Source organism: Tsukamurella sp. II2bb, from assembly GCF_057815145.1.
In genome coordinates this window covers 53,749-73,534 of record NZ_JBYPZI010000007.1, presented here as the reverse complement: position 1 = coordinate 73,534, position 19,786 = coordinate 53,749, and the positions used below count along the sequence as shown (strand labels likewise).

Below are 19,786 nucleotides of genomic sequence, written 5' to 3'. Positions count from 1 at the left end.
GCGACGCCGAATCCCCCACGAGAAGCCAGCTCTCCCCCTCCAGCCGCCGATTCCCCCACCGGACTCCGCCACGCCCGCCTCGACGGTGCCCGAGTCAGGCCGGGTGATCACGCGACGCAGCGTGGCCATGCGCCCGGCGCATGACCTGCATCGAAAAAACAGCCTCTACCTGCTGTTTTCGCGACCATGCGTGGCACGCATGGCTCGAACGAAGTGTCAGCGCGCGGGCGCGGCGGCGTCGAGCGGCGGCGGCTCGGGCGATCCCAGCGGCTCGGGCCGCGCCCCCGCAGCGGACGGACCGGCGGAGTCACCGCCCCGTCGGGCCTCGTGCCGGGCGAGGCGGCGCCGGGCGGGCTCCTCCACCCAGGCGAAGCTCAGCGCGGCGACGGCCACGGAGAAGACGAGTGTCAGCGCCGTGACGGTGAGCATGTCGCCCTGGAAGGGGACGATCGCGAACAACGGGAAGATCGCGGTCAGCACGACGAGGTGCCAGATGAAGATCCCGTAGGACCACCGGCCCAGCGCCAGCATGAAGCCCGACCCCAGCCACCGCGCCGATTCCCCCGCGGGCGCGAGCACGAGGGGAGCCAACAGCAGGAAGCCGAGCGCCCCGCCGAGGCCCATCCGCACGGCGAACTGCCAGGCCTCGGGGGTATCCAGCGTCACCGGGCCGCCCAGCGGCGTGCAGATCACCGCGAAGACCACGAGTGCGGCCGGCCAACACACCCGGCGGCGGGCCAGTCGCCGCACCGCGGCGTACCGCGTCGGCGGTGCGCTCACGATCTCGGCGAGGACGATGCCCGCGACGAACCAGGGCACGTACGAGGGCAGCCAGTTGTGGTGGTTCACCCCGGCGGGCAGCGGCAGCAACGCCCCCACCCACGCCCAGCTCAGCGATGCCGCCGCGACCAGGAGCAACAGCGGCACCCGCCAGCGGGCCGCGTGGCCGCGCAGCCGCACCAGAACCAGCGCGGCCACGGGCAGCAGCAGGTAGAACAGCATCTCGACCGAGAGCGACCACATCTGGGTGAGCCCGTCGGTCAGCGAATAGGGCACGAAGACCTGGGTCAGCGTGAGGTTCGCGAGCCAGGTCGACCCCGAGGGCGGCGTCGACCGCGGTAGCAGGGCCAGTGCCACCACTGCGACCACCAGGTAGGCGGGCATGATCCGGACCAACCGGGAGCGGTAGTACCGGCCCGCGGCCGGCGGGGCGACGCCGGACCATGCCGCCCGGGCGTGCGCGCGCCACAGCAGGAATCCGGACAGCCCGAAGAACAGCGCGACCGCCATGTCGAAGCGGCCCCAGACCCGACCCATCACCGAACTCCCCACCTGACCGGTCTGGAAGGCAGTGTGCGTGAGCATGACCGCGACCGCCGCACACGCGCGCATTCCCTCGAGCGCGGGCACGAAACCGGCCGCACCCGCGGGCGGCTCGGGCGCGACCTCGCTGGTCCGGACGGTGCTCATCGCCCACCGAATCTACCCGCGAATCGGCGCTCACCCGCGCGCGAGGGCCGTGCCACCCCGCTACCACCTGTAGGCTCGGGTACTTGGAAGGGAGCGCGGACCGCGTGGCCCTGCGGCGTGTGCGACCGACGCACGCGCTCCACCAGTGATGTGAGGAGACATTTCGATGGCGGTAGGCCGTAGCCGGCTGGCACGCGTTATCGGTCCGATCCTGATCTTCTTGGGCGCACTGCTGATCACGGCCGCGATCGCCGGACCGGCGTACGTCGCGGGCAAGCTGACGACGATCCCGCTGGACATCGACGTCACCACGGTGGCGAAGTCCGAGAAGCCCGCGGATTCTCAGGCGGACGCGGACTTCCCCGCGAAGTCGCTCGATCTCTGCTCGATCGGCAAGCCGAAGGCAGTGGTCAACGACGTCTCGGTGCGCACGCAGACCCGCACGCTGGTGACCACCCCGTCGGACAAGTCGACCATGACGGTGCAGTCCGGCATGTCGATGGTCGTCCCGTCGATCAAGACGAAGGGCGAGCCCCGGCATCCCGAGCTCACCGGCGCCCTGAAGAACGAGCGCCCCTGCGACGACGGCCTGGTGCAGGCGTGGCTCGACCGCGTCTCCCTGGACCGTGAGACGGCCGCGCCGACGGGCAAGATCTCGGAGACCACGTACTCCCCCGGTGAGAGCACCCCCGCGGTGAAGATCCCCGACCGCAAGGGCCTGCAGTACCGCTTCCCCGCCGGCACCACGCAGGACGGGAAGTACGAGTTCTTCGACCTGATCACCCGCAGCAACGTGGGCCTGAAGTTCGTCGAGGAGAAGGAGGTCAGCGGCACCAAGACGCTGCACTTCCAGGGCCAGCAGAACTGGGTTGACCTGTCCACCGTGCGCGAGGGCAACGACCCGACGCTCGGCACCGTCCTGACCATGCCTGCGAGCTGGTGGGGCATCGGCGGCGTCGACCCCAAGGACGACATCACGCTGAACCGCTGGGCGAAGACCGATGTGGACCTGTGGGTCGATCCGACCTCGGGCATCATCGTCGACCAGTCGCTGCACTACACGCAGCAGTTCCGGCTGCCCGGCCAGGTCGCGCCCAACACCCCGAAGCCGGTCCGCGACTTCCACCTGGACGTCTTCGATGCGAAGCAGCGCTGGGTCGAGGCGACGGTCCGCTCGCAGGCGGAGGCCGCGAAGTCGGCGCAGAACAAGATCGCCGTCGCCACCTACGTGGTGCCCATCGCGGGCGGCATCCTCGGCGTGATCGCCCTGGGTCTCGGCGTCTTCGCCCTGTTCGTGGGCCGGAAGCCGGCCACGGCCGGCGGCCCGGGCAAGGGCGGCGGGGCCGGTCGCCGCGGCGGCACCGCGCCCACCGCGCCGCTGGATCAGGATCCGATCACCACGCCGGAGGCGGGGGGCGATCCGGCGACCGAGGCCTTCAGCGCCCAGCCGCAGCCGGACGATGCGCGGACCGAGGCGATCGACTTCCGGAAGCGCGACGAGCGCTGACGGTCACGACCGCACCGATCACCATCACCGCCGCGAGCGCACACAGCGCCGCGGCGGTGATCGTTTCCGCGGGGGTCGTCGGCACCGTGAGCAGGATCGCTGCTTCGGCCGCGACGATCACCCACGCGAACAGCGCCATCGACGTGCGCTCGATCGCGATGGCGTAGAGCAGCAGCCCCTGCAGGAGAGCCAGCAATGCCCCCTGGGCCGCGAACAGCCACAGCAGCCCCTGGACCGGCCGGTAGGCCTCGCCCGCGAGCAGCGTCGCGAGCGGCGCGCACACCGCCGCTCCGGCGACGCACGCGAGGCCCAGCGCGCCCAACAACCCCACGACGGTGCGCAGCGCGCCGCGGGCCCGGCCGGGGGTAGCGAGCTGCGGGTAGAAGACGACGCCCACGGCCTGCGGCAGCCAGAAGGCCACCTTCGCCGCCACCGAGCCGAGCGCATAGGTGCCCGCGGCCGCGGCACCGAGCACGGGCCGCGAGAGCAGCAGGTCGAGCGAGGCGAAGACGACGAGGACCAGTTGTACCGAGCTGGCGCCGAGCACCGCGCGCACCCCTGCCTCCGGGGCCGCAGCACCGTCGGGACGCCCGGCCAGCACCCGCCCGATCGCGGCGGCCACCAGGGCGCCCACCGTGGTCCCGAGGAGCGCGGGCCCCGGGCCCACGAGCAGCCCCGGGACCGTGCACGCGAGCTTGCCGAGGCCGGCGAGCCCGAGCAGCGCCGCGAGCCGGCCGAAGCGGCGTTCGCCCTGCAGGAGCCCCTGCTCGACGGCGAGCAGGACGAGGGCCGGGGCCGCCGCGAGCGCGGCGGCGGCCGTGCTCGCGCGGGTGTGCAGGCCGACGGAGGCCAGCGGCACCGCGACGGCGGCGAGCACCCCCGCACCGAGTGCGATCCGGAAGCCGAGGGCGCGCATCTGCGCGGCACCGGCACCGCGCACCACCGACCGCGCGACGACGGTCTGCAGCGCCAGCGCGGGCACCGCGAGGATCAGCGAGAGCTGCAGCAGGGAGGCGAACTCGCCGTAGCCCGCGGGCCCCAGCCAGCGGCTCGCCGGCAGATGCACCAGGTACGAGCACAGATTGGCGATCATCGAGCCCAGGGTGACCCACGCCAAACCACTCACCCGGCCATTGTGTCAGTAGGGTGAGGGCGATGAGATCCCGCGACCCGGCCCTCGCCGCCTGGTCCGGCGTGCTCGCCGTCGTCGTCCTGGGCCCGCTGACGGCGTCCTTCGGCGGAGGCCGGTACCTACTGCTCCGCGATGCCGTCTCCACTCCGCGCTCGTACCTCACCGACACGGCGCTCGGCCTCGGCGACAACGCCGCCCGCGCGACGCCGCAGGACTGGCTCCTGGCTGTCGGGTCCGGCGTCGTCGACGGTGGCGTCCTGGTCACGGGCCTGTTGTTCGTCGCGCTCGTCGCGGCGGGGTGGGGCTTCGGGCGCTGCGCGCTGGCCGTGCTCGAGGCCGCGGGCCGGCCCGCGGGCGTCGGCCCCGGCCTCGCCGCGGCGACGGTCGGACTGTGGAATCCGTTCGTCGCGGAGCGGCTGCTGCAGGGGCACTGGAGCCTGATGGCGGGCTACGCGGCGATCGGCTGGGCCGTGGTCGTCGGGCTCCGGCTGCAGGGGCGGCGGCAGCTCGGCGGCTTCGCGCTGTGCCTGGCCGCGGGCGGGCTGACGCCGACGGGGGCCGTCTTCGCACTGATCGCGGGCCTGGTCGCCGCGCCGCGCCGCTGGGCCTGGCAGCTCGGACTGTTCGCGATCGCCGCGGCACCGTGGCTGTATCCGTCGCTCGTCTCCGGGAGCGGCGTGCGCGCCGACCCCACGAGCGTCGCCGTCTTCGCGGCGCGCGCCGAGCCTGGCCTCGGCACGCTGGGCTCGCTGCTCGGGCTCGGGGGGATCTGGAACCGGCAGGCCGTCCCCGACGGTGCCCCCTGGCTCTGGACCGCCCTCGCGCTCGCGCTGCTGGCGGGCGGGCTGATCGTGCTGCGCGCGCGGCTGCTCGCGCCTCCGCTCGGCCGGGTCGCGCTGCTCGCCGCGTGCGCCGTCGTGCTGCCCGCACTCGCGGCGACCGGCCCGGGGGCGGCGCTGCTGGAGGTCGTCGTGCAGGCGATCCCGGGCAGCGGGCTGCTGCGCGACGGGCAGAAGTGGGTGGCGCTCGCGGTGCCCTTCTTCGCCACCTGCGCGGCGGCTCTGGTCGCGACGATGCCGGCCGCGGCGCGGCCGGCGGGGTCGGTGGTCGCGGTGGCGCTGCCGATCGCCGTTCTCCCGGGGCTCGCCTGGGGCGTGGGCGGTGCGCTCGCTCCGGTCACCTACCCGCAGGCGTGGAGCACCGTCGCCGCGGCGGTGCCCGCGGACCGCGGATCGGTCGCCGTGCTGCCGCCCGGGATGTTCCGGACCTATCCGTACGGACCGGACGCGCCGGTCCTCGATCCCGCGCCCCGGATGCTGCGGGCACCGGTTCTGCAGACGGGCGAACTCCGGGTGGGCTCGCGATCGGTGGACCGGCTCCCCGGCGCGGCGTCCGACGCGGAGGCCGCGCTCGCCGCGGGCGGCGACGCCCTCGCGGCGCGGCTGGCGGAACTCGGAGTCGGATGGGTACTCGTCGAGGCCGTCGCGGAGCGCGGCGAGACCGTCTTCCCGACGGTGCCCCTCCCGGGCCTGGACCTCGCCGTCGCTACGCCTGAGCTGCGGCTCTACCGGGTTCCAGGCACCGTCACCACCGTCGCGGCGTCCTCCGTGGCGCGGGCCGGCGCGTGGACGGCGCACCTGGCGTGGGTGGCGCTCCTCCTCGGCGGCGGGGCGGTCGCCGCCGTGCGCCGCAGGGATTCGACGGATCCGCTCGACGACGATGCGGCCGCTGCCGGACCGCGGGAGAGGTAACACGCGCATGTCGATGTGATGTCCACGACGCGACCCCTATTTGCAGTACTAACTATCACGCACCCCTGGTGAGCCTGCTCGGTAATTAGCATGGCGCATGATGCGTCATCGGGCCCGGATTGGGAACCCCCGGCGATTGTCGGATTAATCACGGCGCACTCGTCTTTTGCCGAGCTATTGAATTGTGGATCATAGCTCCATGATCTCGGGTTTCTCAGAGCAGTGGCAGTGCCCGGCGGGAGAATGGACCGTCTGGGCTCCGGACGCGGACACCAAGGAGGCGATGCGCACTGCACCTGACCTGGGCGTGCGTGCCTCGTTCGTGCAGGCGGACCACCTGCGCAGCGGCATCGAGGGCGAAGCCTGCACCCGCCGCCTGGTGTTCACCATATTCACGATTCACGATGTATACGATGCGTCGACAGCCGCATCCGTGTTCACCGACTTCGTGCGCGCTCACGGCGTCTTCCACACCGCCTTTCCGGTGTCGACGGACCTGAATCCGCGCGGACGCACGCTTTCCCCCGACCGCATCGCGCTCACGGTGGAGGCCACGTCGGAGACGCATCCGGAGACGACCGTCAAGAGCTACCTGATGGACTCGATACCGGAACTGCACGAGTGGGCGGCCTTCGCCTTCGCCGTGACGGGCATCGAGAACGCCCGGCCGGACGCGCCCGCCCCGCAGTTCCAGGTGGTCGTCGCCTCCGACCACCTCTACACCGACGGCGTCTCCCAGGCGATCTCCTTCTTCGAGATCCTCTCCCGGTACACCGCGGCGCGCAGCGGCACCGAGTTCACGCCGATGCCGGTCCGCCCGCACAGCGAGTTCACCCGCGAACAGCGAGCCCTCGCGGACACCCTGACCCCGACGCACCCGGACGTCGTGCAGTGGCGCGAGACGCTCCGCCGGTCGGGCGGCATGCCTCGCTTCCCCCTCCCCCTCGGCCTGGCCGACGGGGAGGCGGCTGCGGGACGCATCGCCGTCCACGCCTCGTTCGTCGACGCCGCGCGCACCGCCCGTTTCGCCGCCGCGGCGAAACGGGCCGGCACGACGATGAGCAGCGCCCTCCTCGCCGTCCTCGGGCAGGTGCACCACGAGCTCACCGGCGACGACCTCTTCACCATGCTGATCCCCCGCGCCGACCGGTCCGCTACCGGTGACGCCATGGCCGTCGGCTGGTACGTCACCCTGGTGCCCGTGCAGTTCTCCGCCGCCGGGAGCTTCGACCTGGTGGCCCGCAACGCGCACGCGGCGGTGTCGACGGCGAAGCAGCTGGACCGCACGCCGGTCTTCCCGATCATCGACCTGCTCGCGGACGATCCCGAGTTCCCCGTCGAACACGGCTTCAGCGCGCCGATGCTCTCCTACATCGACGTGACCCGGGTGCCGGGTGCGGAACTGGCTCGGCGGCACGACTTCTCGGTCTTCGCCAATGCCACCCCCTCACGCGAGGTCTTCATCTGGATCAACCGGGACGAGTCGGGGCTCGACTTCAACGCGATGCACCCGGACACCGCGCAGGCCACGCGTTCCGTCGACACCGTCTTCCGGATGTTGCGTGATCGCATCGTCGAGGTCGCCGACCGGAGACCCGCCCTCGTCCCGGCGTAGGCATCGCGGGCGTCCGGCGCTCGGGCCGCAGGTCGCCGGGGTAGCCACCCACCCGGGCGACGAGGTCGGCCTGCAGTTCCGCGCGACTCGCGTCGCGCTTGCGCACCGTCCCGGACGGTGCCACTCCGAAGGTGATCGACGGGGTCGCCGGATCGACGACCACCGCGGTGACGACGAGCCCGGCACGGACCTCGGGGTCCTCGAAGTCCGACGGTGCCGCGCCCGCGGGAACCGCGCCCCCGGGAACGGGGACGAGGATCGGCGCCGCCATACCCGCGGGCTGCAGGCCGGCGGCGTAGCCCAGCAGGCGCTCCGCGGCCGGCACCGTCCGGCCGACGAGGTCCTCGGTGCGGACGTTCCGCCCGAGGTCGCGGGTGAGCCACGGGTGGATCACGATGACGCCCGGCACCACGATGGCCGAGGCGGCGATCCAGAACGGATCGCCCGCGCCGATCGCCAGCACCAGTGCCGCCACGACGAGCACCCCCGCGCAGGCGTGGACGGCCGCGCGCTGCCACAGCGAGGCTGCGCGACCCAGGAGCCACAGCACAGCCGCCGCGGCACCGATCGCGGCGGCGCTGGACTCGCCCCTGCTCGCCGCCAGCACGGCGGTCGCGCCGAAGAGGCCGGAGACCACGACGGCACCCGCGCTCGCCCTCGGCCCGACCGACACTCTGATCATCGCTCCCTCAGACCTCGCACCGGTCAGTGGCCACGGCGGATCCACTCCTCGAGATGCGGCGACTCGGTGCCCAGCGTGGTGCCGTCGCCGTGGCCGGTATTGACGACCGTCTCCGGCGGCAGGGCGAAGAGCCGGTCGCGGATGGACTCGATGATCACGGAGAAGTCGCTGTACGAGCGACCGGTGGCGCCCGGGCCGCCGGCGAAGAGGGTGTCGCCGCTGAACAACTGCCCCGCCTCCGGGAGGTACAGGCACACCGATCCGGGCGAGTGGCCGGGCGCGTGGATCACGCGGATCTCCGTACCGCCGACGGCGATCCGGGTGTCGTCGGCGAGGTCTTCATGGCCGACGCCCGGGTGGGTCATCTCCCACAGCACGTCGTCGCCGGGGTGCAGCAGGATCGGCGCGTCGAGCCGCTCGGACAGCTCCGGCGCGACCGTCACGTGGTCGTTGTGCCCGTGGGTGCAGACGATGCCGCGGACCTTCCGCCCGCCGGCGGCGGCGACGATCGGGTCGGCGGAGTGCGCCGCGTCGATGACCACGACCTCGTTGTCGTCTCCGACCAGCCAGACGTTGTTGTCGACGTCCCAGGTGCCGCCGTCGAGGCTGAACTGCCCGCTGGTGACGACCCGCTCGACGCGCAGCGTCACAGGACCACCACCGAGCGCAGCACCTCGCCGCGGTGCATCGTCTCGAAGGCCTTCTCCACCTCGTCGAGGGCGATGCGCTCGGTGACGAACCGCTCGAGCGGCAGCCGCCCCTGCCGGTACAGGTCGACGAGCTGCGGGAAGTCCCGCTCCGGCAGGCAGTCGCCGTACCACGAGGACTTGAGCGCGCCTCCGCGGGAGAAGAAGTCGATGAGCGGCATGTCGAGGGTCATGTCGGGCGTCGGCACGCCCACCAGGACGACGGTGCCGGCCAGGTCGCGGGCGTAGAAGGCCTGCTTCCACGTCTCGGGCCGGCCGACGGCGTCGATCACGACATCGGCGCCGAAGCCGTCGGTCAGCTCCGCGATCGCCTCCACCGCATCGGTCTCCGCGGCGTTGACGGTGTGCGTGGCACCCAGTTCGCGGGCCCACTCCAGCTTCCGCGGGTCACGGTCGACGGCGATGACGGTGCGGGCGCCGACGAGCCGGGCGCCGGCGATCGCCGCGTCTCCCACACCGCCGCAACCGATCACGGCCACGGTGTCGCCGCGGGAGACGCCGCCGGTGTTCACCGCGGCGCCGAGCCCGGCCATCACGCCGCATCCCAGCAGGCCGACGACGGCCGGGTCGGCCTCGGGATCGACCTTCGTGCACTGGCCCTGGTGGACGAGGGTCTTCTCGGCGAAGGCGCCGATGCCGAGGGCGGGCGAGAGCTCGGTGCCGTCCTCGAGGGTCATCTTCCGGGTGGCGTTGAAGGTGTCGAAGCAGTACTGCGGCTTGCCGCGCTTGCAGGCTCGGCACTGCCCGCAGACGGCGCGCCAGTTCAGCACCACGAAGTCGCCGGGCGCGACGTGATCGACTCCCTCGCCGACGGTTTCGACGATGCCCGCGGCCTCGTGGCCGAGCAGGAAGGGGAACTCGTCGTTGATCCCGCCCTCGCGGTAATGCAGGTCGGTGTGGCAGACGCCGCACGCCTGCACCGCGACCACCACCTCACCGGGACCGGGATCGGGGATCACGATCGGGACGACTTCGACGGGCTCGCCCTTCGCGCGGGCGACGATTCCTCTGACGGTCTGCGACATCAGTGCACCTTATCCATCCAGTCCGCGGGCACGCGGCCCTCGGGTCCCGGCACGCTCTGCTCGACCGGGCGGTTCTGCGGGTCCTTCAGCCGCGGGCCGTCGTAGTAGTCCTCGGAAACGTAGTCCCAGAACCAGGTCTCGCCCGGCTCGAAGCTCTGCACGATCGGATGCCCGGACTCCCGCGCATGCGCGCTCGCGTGCTGCGACGGCGACGAGTCGCAGCAGCCGACGTGGCCGCACCTCGCGCAGCGGCGCAGGTGCACCCACCAGCCGCCGGCGGCATCGCACTCCACGCAGCCGGTGCCGCTGGGCGGCACCGCGGTATCGATCCAGTCGCTCATGGTTGTTCCCCTTCCCCCGGATCCTCCGGGATCACGATCTCCTCACGCCGCGGCCCGCCGACGGGCAGTTCCACGGTGAACACCGTCTCCCCCGGCTCGGACCGCACCGCGAGGTCGCCCTGGTGCTTGTTCACCACGATCCGCCACGAGATGTCCAGTCCCAGGCCGGTTCCCTCGCCGACGCCCTTGGTGGTGAAGAAGGGCTCGAAGATGCGGGGCAGCACGTCGGCGGGGATGCCGGTACCGGTGTCGGCGACCTCGACCACCACCCACTCCTCCCGGTGGTGCGCGCGCAGCGTCAGCGTGCCGTGACCGCCCATGGCCTGCACGGCGTTGTCGATGAGGTTGGTCCACACCTGGTTCAGTTCCGCGCCGTAACCGCGGATGTCCGGCAGATCGGCCTCGTAGTCGCGGACCACCGTGATCCCGTCGAGCTTGCGGCTGAGCATCACGACGGTGCTGTCGAGCAGCTCCCGCACGTCCAGCACCTGGAACGGGGCCCGGTCCATCTGCGAGTACTGCTTGGCCGCCTGCACCAGCGTCGAGATCCGGCTGGTGGAGTCGGTGATCTCGTTCATCAGCAGCTCGGTCTCCACGGTGTAGTACAGCCACCGCAGTGCGCCCGAGAGCACCGGCCCGCCGTCGATCGCGCCCGCGACCCGGTCGAGGAAGTCGGCCTGCAGTCCCGCGGCGACGAAGACCGGCGCGAGCACGTGCCCGCCGTCGATCTCGTGATCGTCGAACCAGTCGACCAGCTCGTCCTCCCGATCGGACGCCTCCAGCGGACCGAGATCGGGTGCACTCGCCACCGCCTCCACGGCCTCCTCCTGGAACTTCACCAGATCGACGAGGCGGGTCCGATCGAGCTTGCCGCTGGCGATGCCGGCGAGCTTGTGCCGCATGCCACCCACCCGCGTCCGTAGCTCCGCCACAGCGCGGGTGGCCGCCCCCGCGGGATTGTTCAGCTCGTGCGTGAGGCCGGCGGAGAGGGAACCGAGCGCCAGCAGCCGCTCCCGTTGCTCGACGATCTGACGCGTGCGCTGGCCGCCGTAGAAGACGCCCTCCAGCAGGTGCACCGCCATCGGGAACCACGCGTGCATGGCCTCGTTGAAGTCCTCGGCCGGCAGCAGGAAGAACTGCGCCTCGGTGACCGCGCGCATCGACGAGTTGTACTGCCGCTGCGCGGGACGGTTCTCGCCGAGGAAGGCCGACCACGCTCCCGCGTAGGCGCCGCGCTGGTCGGTCCGGGTGGTCTCGACCTCGGCGTCGCCCACCTTCTGCGACAGTGCGATGGTGCCGCGCAGCAGCACGTACAGCCACTGCGCAGGGTCGCCCGTCGTGTAGACCGGACCGGCCGGGAGGGTCTCCACGTGCCCGCGCCGGCACAGCCACTCGAGCTGCTCGTCGCTGAGCTTCTCGAACAGGAACAGGGTGCGCAGCTCGTCGACGAAGCACGGATCGTGGGTACTCACGAGTCGACCCCCTCCAGGTAGCGGTGGACGAACATCACGGCCATCGCGCCCTCCCCCACCGCGGAGGCGACGCGCTTCGCCGATTCGGCGCGCACATCGCCGGCGACGAAGACGCCCGGCACGCTGGACTCCAGGTGGAACGGCGGCCGGTCCGGCTCCCAGGCCCGGGGGACGGCACCGTCGGGCATGAGGTCCGGGCCGGTCAGCAGGAAGCCCCGCCCGTCCCGCTCGACGACGCCGTCGAGCCAGTCCGTGCGCGGCTCCGCGCCGATGAAGACGAACAGGAAGTCCGCCGGGACCCGCTCGGTCCCACCCGAATCCGTGCAGCGGAGCGTGAGCCCCGTCAGGTGGTCGTCGCCATGGGCCTCGATGACCTGGGTGTGCGGCCGGACGTGGACGTTCTCGATCGCCGCCAGCTGCTGGATCAGGTAGTACGACATGGACGCCTCGAGGGAGGGGCCGCGTACCAGCAGAGTCACCGAGCGCGCGCCCTTCGACAGGTACGCCGCCGCCTGCCCGGCGGAGTTCGCGCCGCCCACGATGTAGACGTCCTGCCCGCGGCACGCCGGCGCCTCGGTCATCGCCGAGCCGTAGAAGATTCCGGCGCCCGTGAGCCGGTCGGTGCCCGGCGCGTCCAGCTGCCGGTAGGCCACGCCCGTCGCGAGGATGACGGTGTGCGCGCCGATCACGGTGCCGTCGGCGAACCGCACGCGTCGCCCGGCGCCCGCCACCTCCAGCGCGACCACGTCGGCGGCGGTGATCATCTCGGCGCCGAACTTGCTCGCCTGCCGCCGCGCCCGGTCGGTCAGCTGGTTGCCCGAGACCCCGTCGGGGAAGCCCAGGTAGTTCTCGATGCGCGAGCTCTGCCCGGCCTGCCCGCCGGTCGCTGAGCGTTCCACGAGCACCGTCCGCAGGCCCTCCGACGCGCCGTAGACGGCCGCCCCGAGACCCGCGGGGCCGGCGCCCACGACGACCAGGTCGTAGAACTCCTCCGACGGGGTGGTGTTCAGACCCACGTGGGCGGCCAGCTCGCTGTCCGACGGTGCGCACAGCGCCGTCCCGCCGGGCCCCACGACGAGCGGCAGCTCCTGGGCGTCAGCGCCGGCGGCGGTCAGCAGCCGCTGCCCCTCCGGCGATTCGGCCGTGTACCAGCGGTACGGGATCTGGTTGCGGGCCAGGAACTCCCGCACCTCGGAGGAGCGGGCGGACCAGCGGTGCCCGACGACCTTCGTCTCCGGGACCGGACGGTGATCGCTGCCCAGCCAGGCCTCGAGCTGCGCGTCGATGACGGGGTAGAGCTTCTCCTCCGGCGGGTCCCAGGGCTTGAGGAGGTAGTGGTCGAGGTCGACCACGTTGATCGCCTCGATCGCGGCGCCGGTGTCCGCGTAGGCGGTGAGCAGCAGCCGGCGGGCGCCCGGGTAGACGTCCATCGCCGCCTCCAGGAACTCCAGTCCCGTCATGCCCGGCATGCGGTAGTCGGCGAGGATCGCGGCCACCAGGTCGCCGCGGAGCTTGAGCTCCCTCAGCGCCTCCAGGGCCTGCTCGCCGCTCTCCGCGCGCACGATCCGGTACTCGTCGCCGTACTTGCGCCGCAGGTCCCGGGCGACCGCCCGGGACACGCTCGGATCGTCGTCGACGGTCAGGATCGCCGGACGCCGCTTCTCGGTCTCAGCCACCGCCCCAGGTTACGGCGACGGCGGCGTCCGCGTCGGCGAGTGCGGCACTCGGGTCCGGGCCGCGGGGACACGCCCGACGGTGCCGTGCGGCGTGCCGATCTCCGCCGCGCGTCGCCGCCGGTCGCGGAACTCGACAACCTGCGAGAAAATTTCCTCAGCTTACGACCTGATTGCCGAAGGAAGGAAGAGTCCACACATATGGATATTTCGCGCCGAACCGCGTTGCTCCTGGGAGCCGCTTCTGCGGCCGCTGTCGCCGGTGGCGCGCAGCGTGTTCTGGCCGCACCGGTACCGTCGCAGTCTGGTCCCGCCGGATACGCATCGGTCGACCTCACCGGGGCGCGCGGTCACCGGGTCGCCCTCAGGGTGGGGCTCCCCGGCGGCAAGAGCGTCGAGATCGCGGTCCGCCGGACCACGCACGGGCGAGACGACCGGCCACTGTCGAATACGTCCGAGCTGATCGCGCTTCCCCCGGACACGATCGACCTGGAAGTGATCACCGACGCCGGCGTCTCGATCGCGCCGACCCGCTACCGGATCGCGACCGCGCCGAACTTCCAGACACCGGTCGCCACGCACTACGGCTGGGGATTCCCCGTGGTGACGCGATCGGGCTGGGGCGCGGATCCGGCCCTGCAGACCTGGGGCGAGCCGGAATACACACCCGCCCAAGTGATCACGGTGCACCATACCGCGAAGCCGCGCGGCGACGAGTTCGTCGACTACCGCGACGCGGTCCGCTCGATCTACCGCTTCCACGCCGTACCCGAGTCCGAGGGCGGCCGAGGCTGGGGCGACATCGGCTACCACCTCATCATCGACCCCAACGGGGTCATCTACGCCGGCCGCGACACCGGCGCCGAACCACCCGTCTTCGCCCCCGGCACCGTGACCCTCGAGCCGCGGACCCCCGTCGTCACCGCCGGCCACGTCTACCGGGCCAACAGCGGCAACATCGGCATCTGCGTCATCGGAGACTTCACCGATTCCCAACCGACGCCGGCTGCACGGACCGCACTTGTGCAGGTCCTCAGCGCGCTCTGCCGGCAACTCCGCCTGGATCCGCAGGCCGCCGTGCAGTACGCGAACCCCAACAACACCGTCCGAGCCACCCAGTGGGCGATCAGCGGTCACCGGGACTGGAGCACGATCGCCGGAGCCACGGAGTGCCCGGGCGACGAACTATGGGCGCTCCTACCCGCCCTGCGCTCCGCGACCGAACTGAAGATCGCCGACGAGAACAGGGTCCCCCGCACAGCACTGTCCACTCCACCCCTGTAGCGCGCCGATTCCCCCGCCGGGCGCCGCACCGATGTCTCAGCCACCGCCCCCGGACACGGCGACGGCGGCCTCCGCGTCGGCGAGCGCGGCACTCAGCGACCGCATCGGGTCCCGGCCGTACGACACGCGCTCGACGGTGCCCTGCGGCGCCCCGATCGACCAGCAGGTGGCCCAGCAGTCGTGCATGCTCTCCGGCTGCGCGATCCGGACCTCCCGGTCGCCGTGGTGGGTGCGCACCGTCATCGCCGCGATCGGCGCGACGATCTCCCCGACGAGATACCTGGCATCGCTCGCGCTCGTCGCGGGGGTCATCCCGATCGCCGCCCACCATAGCTGGGCCGCGATCACCACGAGCATGAGATTCGCCGCGAACAGTAGGCCGTGCGCGACCCGCTGACTGGGCGGGCCGTCGAAGTGCCAGTCGAAGAGTATGAACACCGCGAAGAGCGTCAGCCAGAGCAGCAGGAGCAGCCCGGCGTACGCCTTGAGCACGGCGACCGGAACCGTCCGCGCCTCTACATCAGCGGACCTGGGCATCGCGCCTCCTCCGCGTCCGGCGCAGTGCGGAGACGCCGACCGCGATCTCAGCCGCCCCGAACACCGCCATCGCAGCGCTGAGAAGCGTGCGGAAGTCCGGCCACGTCGACCAGTCGCGGATCAGCGCCGCTGCCAGAACAACGGCGCCGAGGCCGACGAACGCCCACGCCCACCGCGGCGTCACCTCGCTTCGCCTCATCACTGATGCAGATTAACGGATACCACCGTAAATCCGGCTGTTTCGCCTGGCACAACTCGCCGCACCGGTCGTGATCCCGCTTCGCCGGTCCGCCGTCCCCCGCGCGGCGCCGAAAGGCGGTTCCCGCGTTCGCTCCCCCACCGGAGGCCGTGCGTCCGATGGGGGCTCGACCGTCCCCCGCGCGGCGCCGAATCCCCCAGCGCACGCCAGCTCTCCCCCACCGCACACCGGTTCCCCCACCGGGTGCCTGAGGGCGCCGCCGACATCTCAGAGGCGGTACCCAGCAGCGGGCCACTAAGGACCGAGCCCATGCGCGGCGCGCATGGCAGGCACCGTCGAATAGAGCCCTGACCTGCATGAATACAAGGTATGCGCGGCACGCATGGCTTCGGCGAGAACGCGCGCGAGGGCGAATCTCGGCGACCGGCCGATACCGGGCGTCAGACCAGCCCGCCGACGCGCTCCCCTGCCACAGACGCCTCCAGGACGCGGGCGACACCGTCGGCGGTGGCGGTCCAGGAGAACTCGCCGGCCCGGTCCCGCGCCTTCGCGCCCAGTTCCTCGCGCAGCAGCGCGTCGGTGAGCAGAACATGCACGGATTCGGTGAGCCCGGCGAGGTCGCGGACGAGGAGGCCCGTGGCACCGTCGACCACGGAGTCGGTGAGGCCGCGCGAGCTGAGGTACCCCACGGTGGGCACCCCGTGCTGCGCCGCCTCGATCACGGTGATGCCCCAGCCCTCCTTCCGCGAGGGCATGACGTGCACCCACGCCCGCGAGAGCAGCCGGTGCTTGCGCTGCTCACTGACGTGGCCGTGGAAGGTGACCCGGTCGAGGACGCCGAGCTTCGCGGCATGGGCGTAGAGCTCGGAGTCCCACCACCCGCTGCCGATGACGTCGAGGTGCAGGTCGGGGACGCGGCGGCGCAGGCGGGCGAGCACGTCCAGGGCGTCCTCGATCTGCTTGTGCGGCACGAGCCGCGAGAGCACCACCATCCGCGGCGTCGCCGATCGCACGTCGGCCACCCCCGGCGCGACCGCGTCGATGCCGTTGCGCACCACGGCGACCCGCTCCGCGCCCACGCCCAGCAGCGCCAACTCTTCCGCCGAGGGCAGGGAGACCGTGAGGTACTGCGATCGGCGGTGCACCCGCGGCGAGAGCCGCGACTCGATGAACCACCCGATCCCCGCGACCAGCCGCCCCGCGACCGGCCACTGCTCGCGGTGGCAGTGGTGCACCAGCACCGTCACGGGCACGCCCGCGACGAGCCGCGAGAAGAAGGGGATGCCGTTCTGCGTATCGATCACCGCATCGGGCCGGATGCCGCGCAGCGGGCCGCGGCCGAACCGGGCCAGCACGATCGCCAGCAGGGCCAGCGGGTACACCGTGAAGCGCCCGCCGCCGCGGGAGATGCGCACGCCGCGCACGGTCTCGGACCGTGCGGCGCCCGGATACATCGCGGTCCGCAGCGTCACCCGCACCCCGCGCGCGGCCAACTCCTCGCCGACACGCTCGAGGTACAGCTCACTGCCGCCGCCCTGCGGGTGGCGGGTGTCACGCCAACACAGCAGGAGGACCTCACGCACGCCCTCTAGGGTACCGTCCGGTGGCGTGTACCCCGCGACCTGGAGCTCTGCCATCTGCACGAAGGTGACCGCGAGGCTCCGCGAGCGGGCCACACTGCGCCGCTCCGTCGGGCTGCTGTCGGACTTCCGGTTCGAGCAGTCCGAACCGGCCCGGTTCTACGGCTCGCTCGCACGCGACACGGTCGATCTGACCGGCGACCTGTACGGCGACCTCGACGGTGCCCTCGTCCTCGACGTCGGCGGCGGGCCCGGCTACTTCGAGGACGCCTTCGCCGAGCACGGTGCGATCTACGTGCCCGTCGAGCCCGACCCGTCCGAGGCCCATGCCGCCGGCATCACCTCCTCGCGGGGCCTGCGCGGCTCGGGCCTCGCGCTGCCCATCGCCGACAGTGCCGTCGACGTCTGCCTGTCCTCCAACGTCGCCGAGCACGTGCGGGACTGGCGGGCGATGGGCGCCGAGATGATCCGGGTCACCCGGCCCGGCGGCATGGTGATCCTCAGCTACACCCTCTGGTACGGGCCGTTCGGCGGGCACGAGATGGGCCTGACCCACTACCTGGGCGGCGAGCGCGCGGCGCGCCGCTACACCCGCAAGCACGGGCATCCGCCGAAGAACCTCTACGGCACATCACTGTTCAAGGTCGGCGCCGCCGACGGCCTGCGCTGGGCCGCGGGAGTCGAGAACGCCGAGCTCGTGGCGGCGTTCCCGCGGTATCACCCGTCGTGGGCGTGGTGGATGGTCCGCGTGCCCGTGCTCCGCGAGGTGCTCGTCTCGAACCTGGTGCTCGTGCTCCGCCGGCGCTGAGCCCGGTCAGCCGACGGGCGGCCGGACGTTCGCGAGCTTCTCCGGATTGCGCACGACGTACACGCCGGTGACGGCGGCACCGTCGACCTCGACGCAGAGCACCAGGTCGACGACGCCGTCGAAGGAGACGACCATCGCCGGCATGCCGTTGTAGACGGCGAACCGCACGCCCATCTCGCCCATCGTCGTGCCCTTCCGGAACAGCCCGGCCGCCAGGCGCGCGACCCGGTCGGCGCCGTGCACGGGGCGCCGCGCGGCCGAGACGACGCCCCCGCCGTCGCCGAGGAAGACCACGTCGGGCGCGAGCACGTCCATCAGCGACTGCACGTCGCCGGTCGCCGCGGCGACCAGGAACCGCTCGGCGATCCCCTGCGCCTGCGCGGGGTCGGCCACCGCCTTCGGCCGCCGGGCGCGCACGTGTCCGCGGGCGCGGTGCACCGTCTGGCGGACCGTCGCCTCGGTCTTGCCCACGGCATCGGCGATCTCGGGATACCCGAAGTCGAAGACCTCCCGCAGTACGAACACCGCTCGCTCGGTGGGAGTGAGCGACTCCAGGACCAGCAACATCGCCGTCGTGACCGCCTCGCCGGTGAGGACGTGCTCGGCGGGACCGTCGCCCGACGGTGCCTCCAGCGGCTCCGGCAGCCACGGCCCGACGTACTCCTCCCGCCGCCGCGACGCCGCCCGCAGCGCGTTGAGCGCCTGCCTCGTGACGATCCGCGCCAGGTAGGCCCGCGGGTGGTCGACGGTGCCGAGGTCCACCTCGCACCAGCGCAGATAGCTCTCCTGCAGGACGTCCTCCGCATCGGCGACGCTGCCGAGGATCTCGTAGGCCACCGAGAACAGCAGCGGCCGGTGCTCGGCGAACAGTTCCGCGGCGTTCGGCCCGGTCATCGCGGACCCGGTCATCGCGGCGCGGGCAGCCAGGCGTACCGGGCCGTCCTCGCCGCGCCCTTGGCCATCCGGCACACCTGCTCCTTGACCAGCACGGCGGGCCGGCCGCCGAACTGGATGCGGGTGGGGGTGTCATCGCGCCGCGCCGCCTGGACCACCGCGCGCCGCCGGCCGATCGAGACGTTCTGCCCGGTGTATCCCATCGAGTAGGGCCGCATCGGCGCCCCGGCCAGTTCGCGGGCCAGGTTATCGGCGCCGTGCGCGCCCTGCGGCAGCGCGGTCTGGCAGCTCAGGCGCGCACCGGGGACGGCGGCACCGTCGCCGACCGCGACGATCCGCGGGTCGGAGACGCTGCGCAGGAACTCGTCGACGACGACGCGGCCGGCGCCATCGACGGCGAGGCCGCTGCGCGCGGCCAGGTCGCTGACCTGCGTGGCGAGCGCCCACAGGACGAGGTCGGCACCGTCGGGCCCGGTGTACCGGCCCCGCTCGACGGTGACCCCGAGCCGGTCCAGGTCCCCACGCACCCGGGCTCGCGCGCCGGGGCCGAGCGACGCCCCGATCTCGCCCTCGCTGAGCAACCGCACGCGCAGCCCCGGCCGGGCCTCGGCGATCTCGGCGGCGGTCTCGATCCCGGTCAGCCCACCGCCGACGACGGTGACGGCGGCACCGTCGGGCAGGGCGGCGAGCGCCCGGCGCGCCTCCTCCGCCCCGTCGAGCGAGCCCACCGCCACGGTGCCCGACGGTGCCTCCGGCGCCCCGCCCGCGGCGTAGATCGCGCGGTCGAAGGGCAGGGAGGTGCCGTCGGCGAGCACCAGCGTGCCGTCGCCGATCTTGTCAACGGTGCCGACGACGAGCCGGATCCGCGGGTCGAGCATCTCGGTGAGCGGGGTGACGGCGGTGCCGCTGCCGGCGAGGTGCTGATGCAGCCGCACCCGCTCGACGAATCCGGACCGCGGGTTGACCACCGTCACCTCGACGTTCGCCTTCTTCACCAGCCGATTCGCGGCGATGGTGCCCGCATAGCCCGCACCGATCACGACGACCTTCATGATTGCCTCCTCATGCGTGGAACGAGTCTTCCGCACATGGGACACCGGCGGCTCCCG

Annotated in this window: 18 protein-coding genes; 5 read left to right on the top strand and 13 right to left on the bottom strand. The window is 72.4% G+C overall.

Features of this window, described 5'->3' with window-relative positions; genetic code table 11:
* Positions 1 to 216: 216 nt before the first annotated feature.
* Positions 217 to 1,470 (bottom strand): acyltransferase family protein, encoded by a 1,254-nt coding sequence (locus AC21LY_RS16330; RefSeq protein ID WP_489047608.1) that lies wholly within the window; start codon positions 1,468 to 1,470, stop codon positions 217 to 219.
* 166 nt (positions 1,471 to 1,636) lie between these two features.
* Here AC21LY_RS16330 and pgfA point away from each other — a divergent pair, with 166 nt between their 5' ends.
* Positions 1,637 to 2,977: a cell envelope lipid trafficking protein PgfA gene (gene pgfA, locus AC21LY_RS16325; protein ID WP_489047607.1), complete on the top strand. Its 1,341-nt coding sequence runs from the start codon at positions 1,637 to 1,639 to the stop codon at positions 2,975 to 2,977.
* Here the strand turns inward: pgfA and AC21LY_RS16320 are convergent.
* On the bottom strand, positions 2,907 to 4,103 hold the full coding sequence (locus AC21LY_RS16320) for a polysaccharide biosynthesis protein (RefSeq protein WP_489047606.1): 1,197 nt from the start codon (positions 4,101 to 4,103) through the stop codon (positions 2,907 to 2,909). The genes pgfA and AC21LY_RS16320 overlap by 71 nt on opposite strands.
* A gap of 29 nt (positions 4,104 to 4,132) precedes the next feature.
* Here AC21LY_RS16320 and AC21LY_RS16315 point away from each other — a divergent pair, with 29 nt between their 5' ends.
* Together AC21LY_RS16315 and AC21LY_RS16310 are read left to right on the top strand one after the other, a co-directional pair.
* Positions 4,133 to 5,860, top strand: a complete 1,728-nt coding sequence (locus tag AC21LY_RS16315; protein WP_489047605.1) for an MmpA family trehalose lipid delivery protein — start codon at positions 4,133 to 4,135, stop codon at positions 5,858 to 5,860.
* 199 nt (positions 5,861 to 6,059) lie between these two features.
* Positions 6,060 to 7,475, top strand: coding sequence for a condensation domain-containing protein (locus tag AC21LY_RS16310; RefSeq protein WP_489047604.1), 1,416 nt, complete (start codon positions 6,060 to 6,062; stop codon positions 7,473 to 7,475).
* On the opposite strand, the gene AC21LY_RS16305 is transcribed toward AC21LY_RS16310, so the two are convergent.
* The 6 genes from AC21LY_RS16305 to AC21LY_RS16280 are packed head-to-tail and all read right to left on the bottom strand — an operon-like array spanning position 7,357 to position 13,378.
* Positions 7,357 to 8,157, bottom strand: coding sequence for a hypothetical protein (locus AC21LY_RS16305; protein ID WP_489047603.1), 801 nt, complete (start codon positions 8,155 to 8,157; stop codon positions 7,357 to 7,359). The two genes, AC21LY_RS16310 and AC21LY_RS16305, sit on opposite strands and share 119 nt — an antisense overlap.
* 23 nt (positions 8,158 to 8,180) lie before the next feature.
* Positions 8,181 to 8,807, bottom strand: a complete 627-nt coding sequence (locus AC21LY_RS16300) for an MBL fold metallo-hydrolase (RefSeq protein ID WP_489047602.1) — start codon at positions 8,805 to 8,807, stop codon at positions 8,181 to 8,183.
* The gene (locus AC21LY_RS16295) at positions 8,804 to 9,889 is read right to left on the bottom strand and encodes an S-(hydroxymethyl)mycothiol dehydrogenase (protein WP_489047601.1); all 1,086 of its coding nucleotides are present in this window, start codon (positions 9,887 to 9,889) and stop codon (positions 8,804 to 8,806) included. Before AC21LY_RS16295 ends, AC21LY_RS16300 begins: the two co-directional genes overlap by 4 nt.
* Positions 9,889 to 10,230, bottom strand: a complete 342-nt coding sequence (locus AC21LY_RS16290) for a UBP-type zinc finger domain-containing protein (RefSeq protein WP_489047600.1) — start codon at positions 10,228 to 10,230, stop codon at positions 9,889 to 9,891. The genes AC21LY_RS16295 and AC21LY_RS16290 overlap by 1 nt, the downstream gene beginning before the upstream one ends.
* Positions 10,227 to 11,702 (bottom strand): ATP-binding protein, encoded by a 1,476-nt coding sequence (locus tag AC21LY_RS16285; RefSeq protein WP_489047599.1) that lies wholly within the window; start codon positions 11,700 to 11,702, stop codon positions 10,227 to 10,229. Before AC21LY_RS16285 ends, AC21LY_RS16290 begins: the two co-directional genes overlap by 4 nt.
* Complete coding sequence (locus tag AC21LY_RS16280) at positions 11,699 to 13,378, bottom strand: NAD(P)/FAD-dependent oxidoreductase (protein ID WP_489047598.1); 1,680 nt, start codon at positions 13,376 to 13,378, stop codon at positions 11,699 to 11,701. Before AC21LY_RS16280 ends, AC21LY_RS16285 begins: the two co-directional genes overlap by 4 nt.
* Positions 13,379 to 13,576: 198 nt before the next feature.
* Between AC21LY_RS16280 and AC21LY_RS16275 the strand changes: the two genes are divergently transcribed.
* On the top strand, positions 13,577 to 14,659 hold the full coding sequence (locus AC21LY_RS16275; protein WP_489047597.1) for a peptidoglycan recognition protein family protein: 1,083 nt from the start codon (positions 13,577 to 13,579) through the stop codon (positions 14,657 to 14,659).
* A 36-nt stretch (positions 14,660 to 14,695) separates the two neighbouring features.
* Here the strand turns inward: AC21LY_RS16275 and AC21LY_RS16270 are convergent, their stop codons facing one another.
* The 3 genes from AC21LY_RS16270 to AC21LY_RS16260 all read right to left on the bottom strand — a co-directional run bounded on the left by AC21LY_RS16270 (position 14,696) and on the right by AC21LY_RS16260 (position 16,978).
* Positions 14,696 to 15,196 carry a DUF6968 family protein gene (locus tag AC21LY_RS16270; RefSeq protein ID WP_489047596.1) on the bottom strand — a complete coding sequence of 167 codons (501 nt, stop codon included), beginning with the start codon at positions 15,194 to 15,196 and terminating at the stop codon, positions 14,696 to 14,698.
* Positions 15,180 to 15,398 carry a hypothetical protein gene (locus AC21LY_RS16265; RefSeq protein WP_489047595.1) on the bottom strand — a complete coding sequence of 73 codons (219 nt, stop codon included), beginning with the start codon at positions 15,396 to 15,398 and terminating at the stop codon, positions 15,180 to 15,182. The genes AC21LY_RS16270 and AC21LY_RS16265 overlap by 17 nt, the downstream gene beginning before the upstream one ends.
* 437 nt (positions 15,399 to 15,835) lie before the next feature.
* Complete coding sequence (locus tag AC21LY_RS16260) at positions 15,836 to 16,978, bottom strand: glycosyltransferase family 4 protein (protein ID WP_489047594.1); 1,143 nt, start codon at positions 16,976 to 16,978, stop codon at positions 15,836 to 15,838.
* Positions 16,979 to 17,042: 64 nt separating this feature from the next.
* On the opposite strand from AC21LY_RS16260, the gene AC21LY_RS16255 reads away from it, so the two are divergent.
* Positions 17,043 to 17,783 (top strand): class I SAM-dependent methyltransferase, encoded by a 741-nt coding sequence (locus AC21LY_RS16255; protein WP_489047800.1) that lies wholly within the window; start codon positions 17,043 to 17,045, stop codon positions 17,781 to 17,783.
* A gap of 6 nt (positions 17,784 to 17,789) precedes the next feature.
* On the opposite strand, the gene AC21LY_RS16250 is transcribed toward AC21LY_RS16255, so the two are convergent.
* Together AC21LY_RS16250 and AC21LY_RS16245 are read right to left on the bottom strand one after the other, a co-directional pair.
* Positions 17,790 to 18,677 (bottom strand): RNA polymerase sigma-70 factor, encoded by an 888-nt coding sequence (locus AC21LY_RS16250; RefSeq protein ID WP_489047799.1) that lies wholly within the window; start codon positions 18,675 to 18,677, stop codon positions 17,790 to 17,792.
* A gap of 11 nt (positions 18,678 to 18,688) precedes the next feature.
* Positions 18,689 to 19,729, bottom strand: a complete 1,041-nt coding sequence (locus AC21LY_RS16245) for an NAD(P)/FAD-dependent oxidoreductase (RefSeq protein ID WP_489047593.1) — start codon at positions 19,727 to 19,729, stop codon at positions 18,689 to 18,691.
* Positions 19,730 to 19,786 lie beyond the last annotated feature (57 nt).

Coding starts and splice junctions, on each gene's coding strand:
- AC21LY_RS16290 (WP_489047600.1), bottom strand. CDS start 10,230: ATGAGCGACTGGATCGATACCGCGGTGCCGCCCAGCGGCACCGGCTGC.
- pgfA (WP_489047607.1), top strand. CDS start 1,637: ATGGCGGTAGGCCGTAGCCGGCTGGCACGCGTTATCGGTCCGATCCTG.
- AC21LY_RS16270 (WP_489047596.1), bottom strand. CDS start 15,196: ATGCCCAGGTCCGCTGATGTAGAGGCGCGGACGGTTCCGGTCGCCGTG.
- AC21LY_RS16250 (WP_489047799.1), bottom strand. CDS start 18,677: ATGACCGGGCCGAACGCCGCGGAACTGTTCGCCGAGCACCGGCCGCTG.
- AC21LY_RS16295 (WP_489047601.1), bottom strand. CDS start 9,889: ATGTCGCAGACCGTCAGAGGAATCGTCGCCCGCGCGAAGGGCGAGCCC.
- AC21LY_RS16310 (WP_489047604.1), top strand. CDS start 6,060: ATGATCTCGGGTTTCTCAGAGCAGTGGCAGTGCCCGGCGGGAGAATGG.
- AC21LY_RS16305 (WP_489047603.1), bottom strand. CDS start 8,157: ATGATCAGAGTGTCGGTCGGGCCGAGGGCGAGCGCGGGTGCCGTCGTG.
- AC21LY_RS16275 (WP_489047597.1), top strand. CDS start 13,577: ATGGATATTTCGCGCCGAACCGCGTTGCTCCTGGGAGCCGCTTCTGCG.
- AC21LY_RS16315 (WP_489047605.1), top strand. CDS start 4,133: ATGAGATCCCGCGACCCGGCCCTCGCCGCCTGGTCCGGCGTGCTCGCC.
- AC21LY_RS16245 (WP_489047593.1), bottom strand. CDS start 19,729: ATGAAGGTCGTCGTGATCGGTGCGGGCTATGCGGGCACCATCGCCGCG.
- AC21LY_RS16330 (WP_489047608.1), bottom strand. CDS start 1,470: ATGAGCACCGTCCGGACCAGCGAGGTCGCGCCCGAGCCGCCCGCGGGT.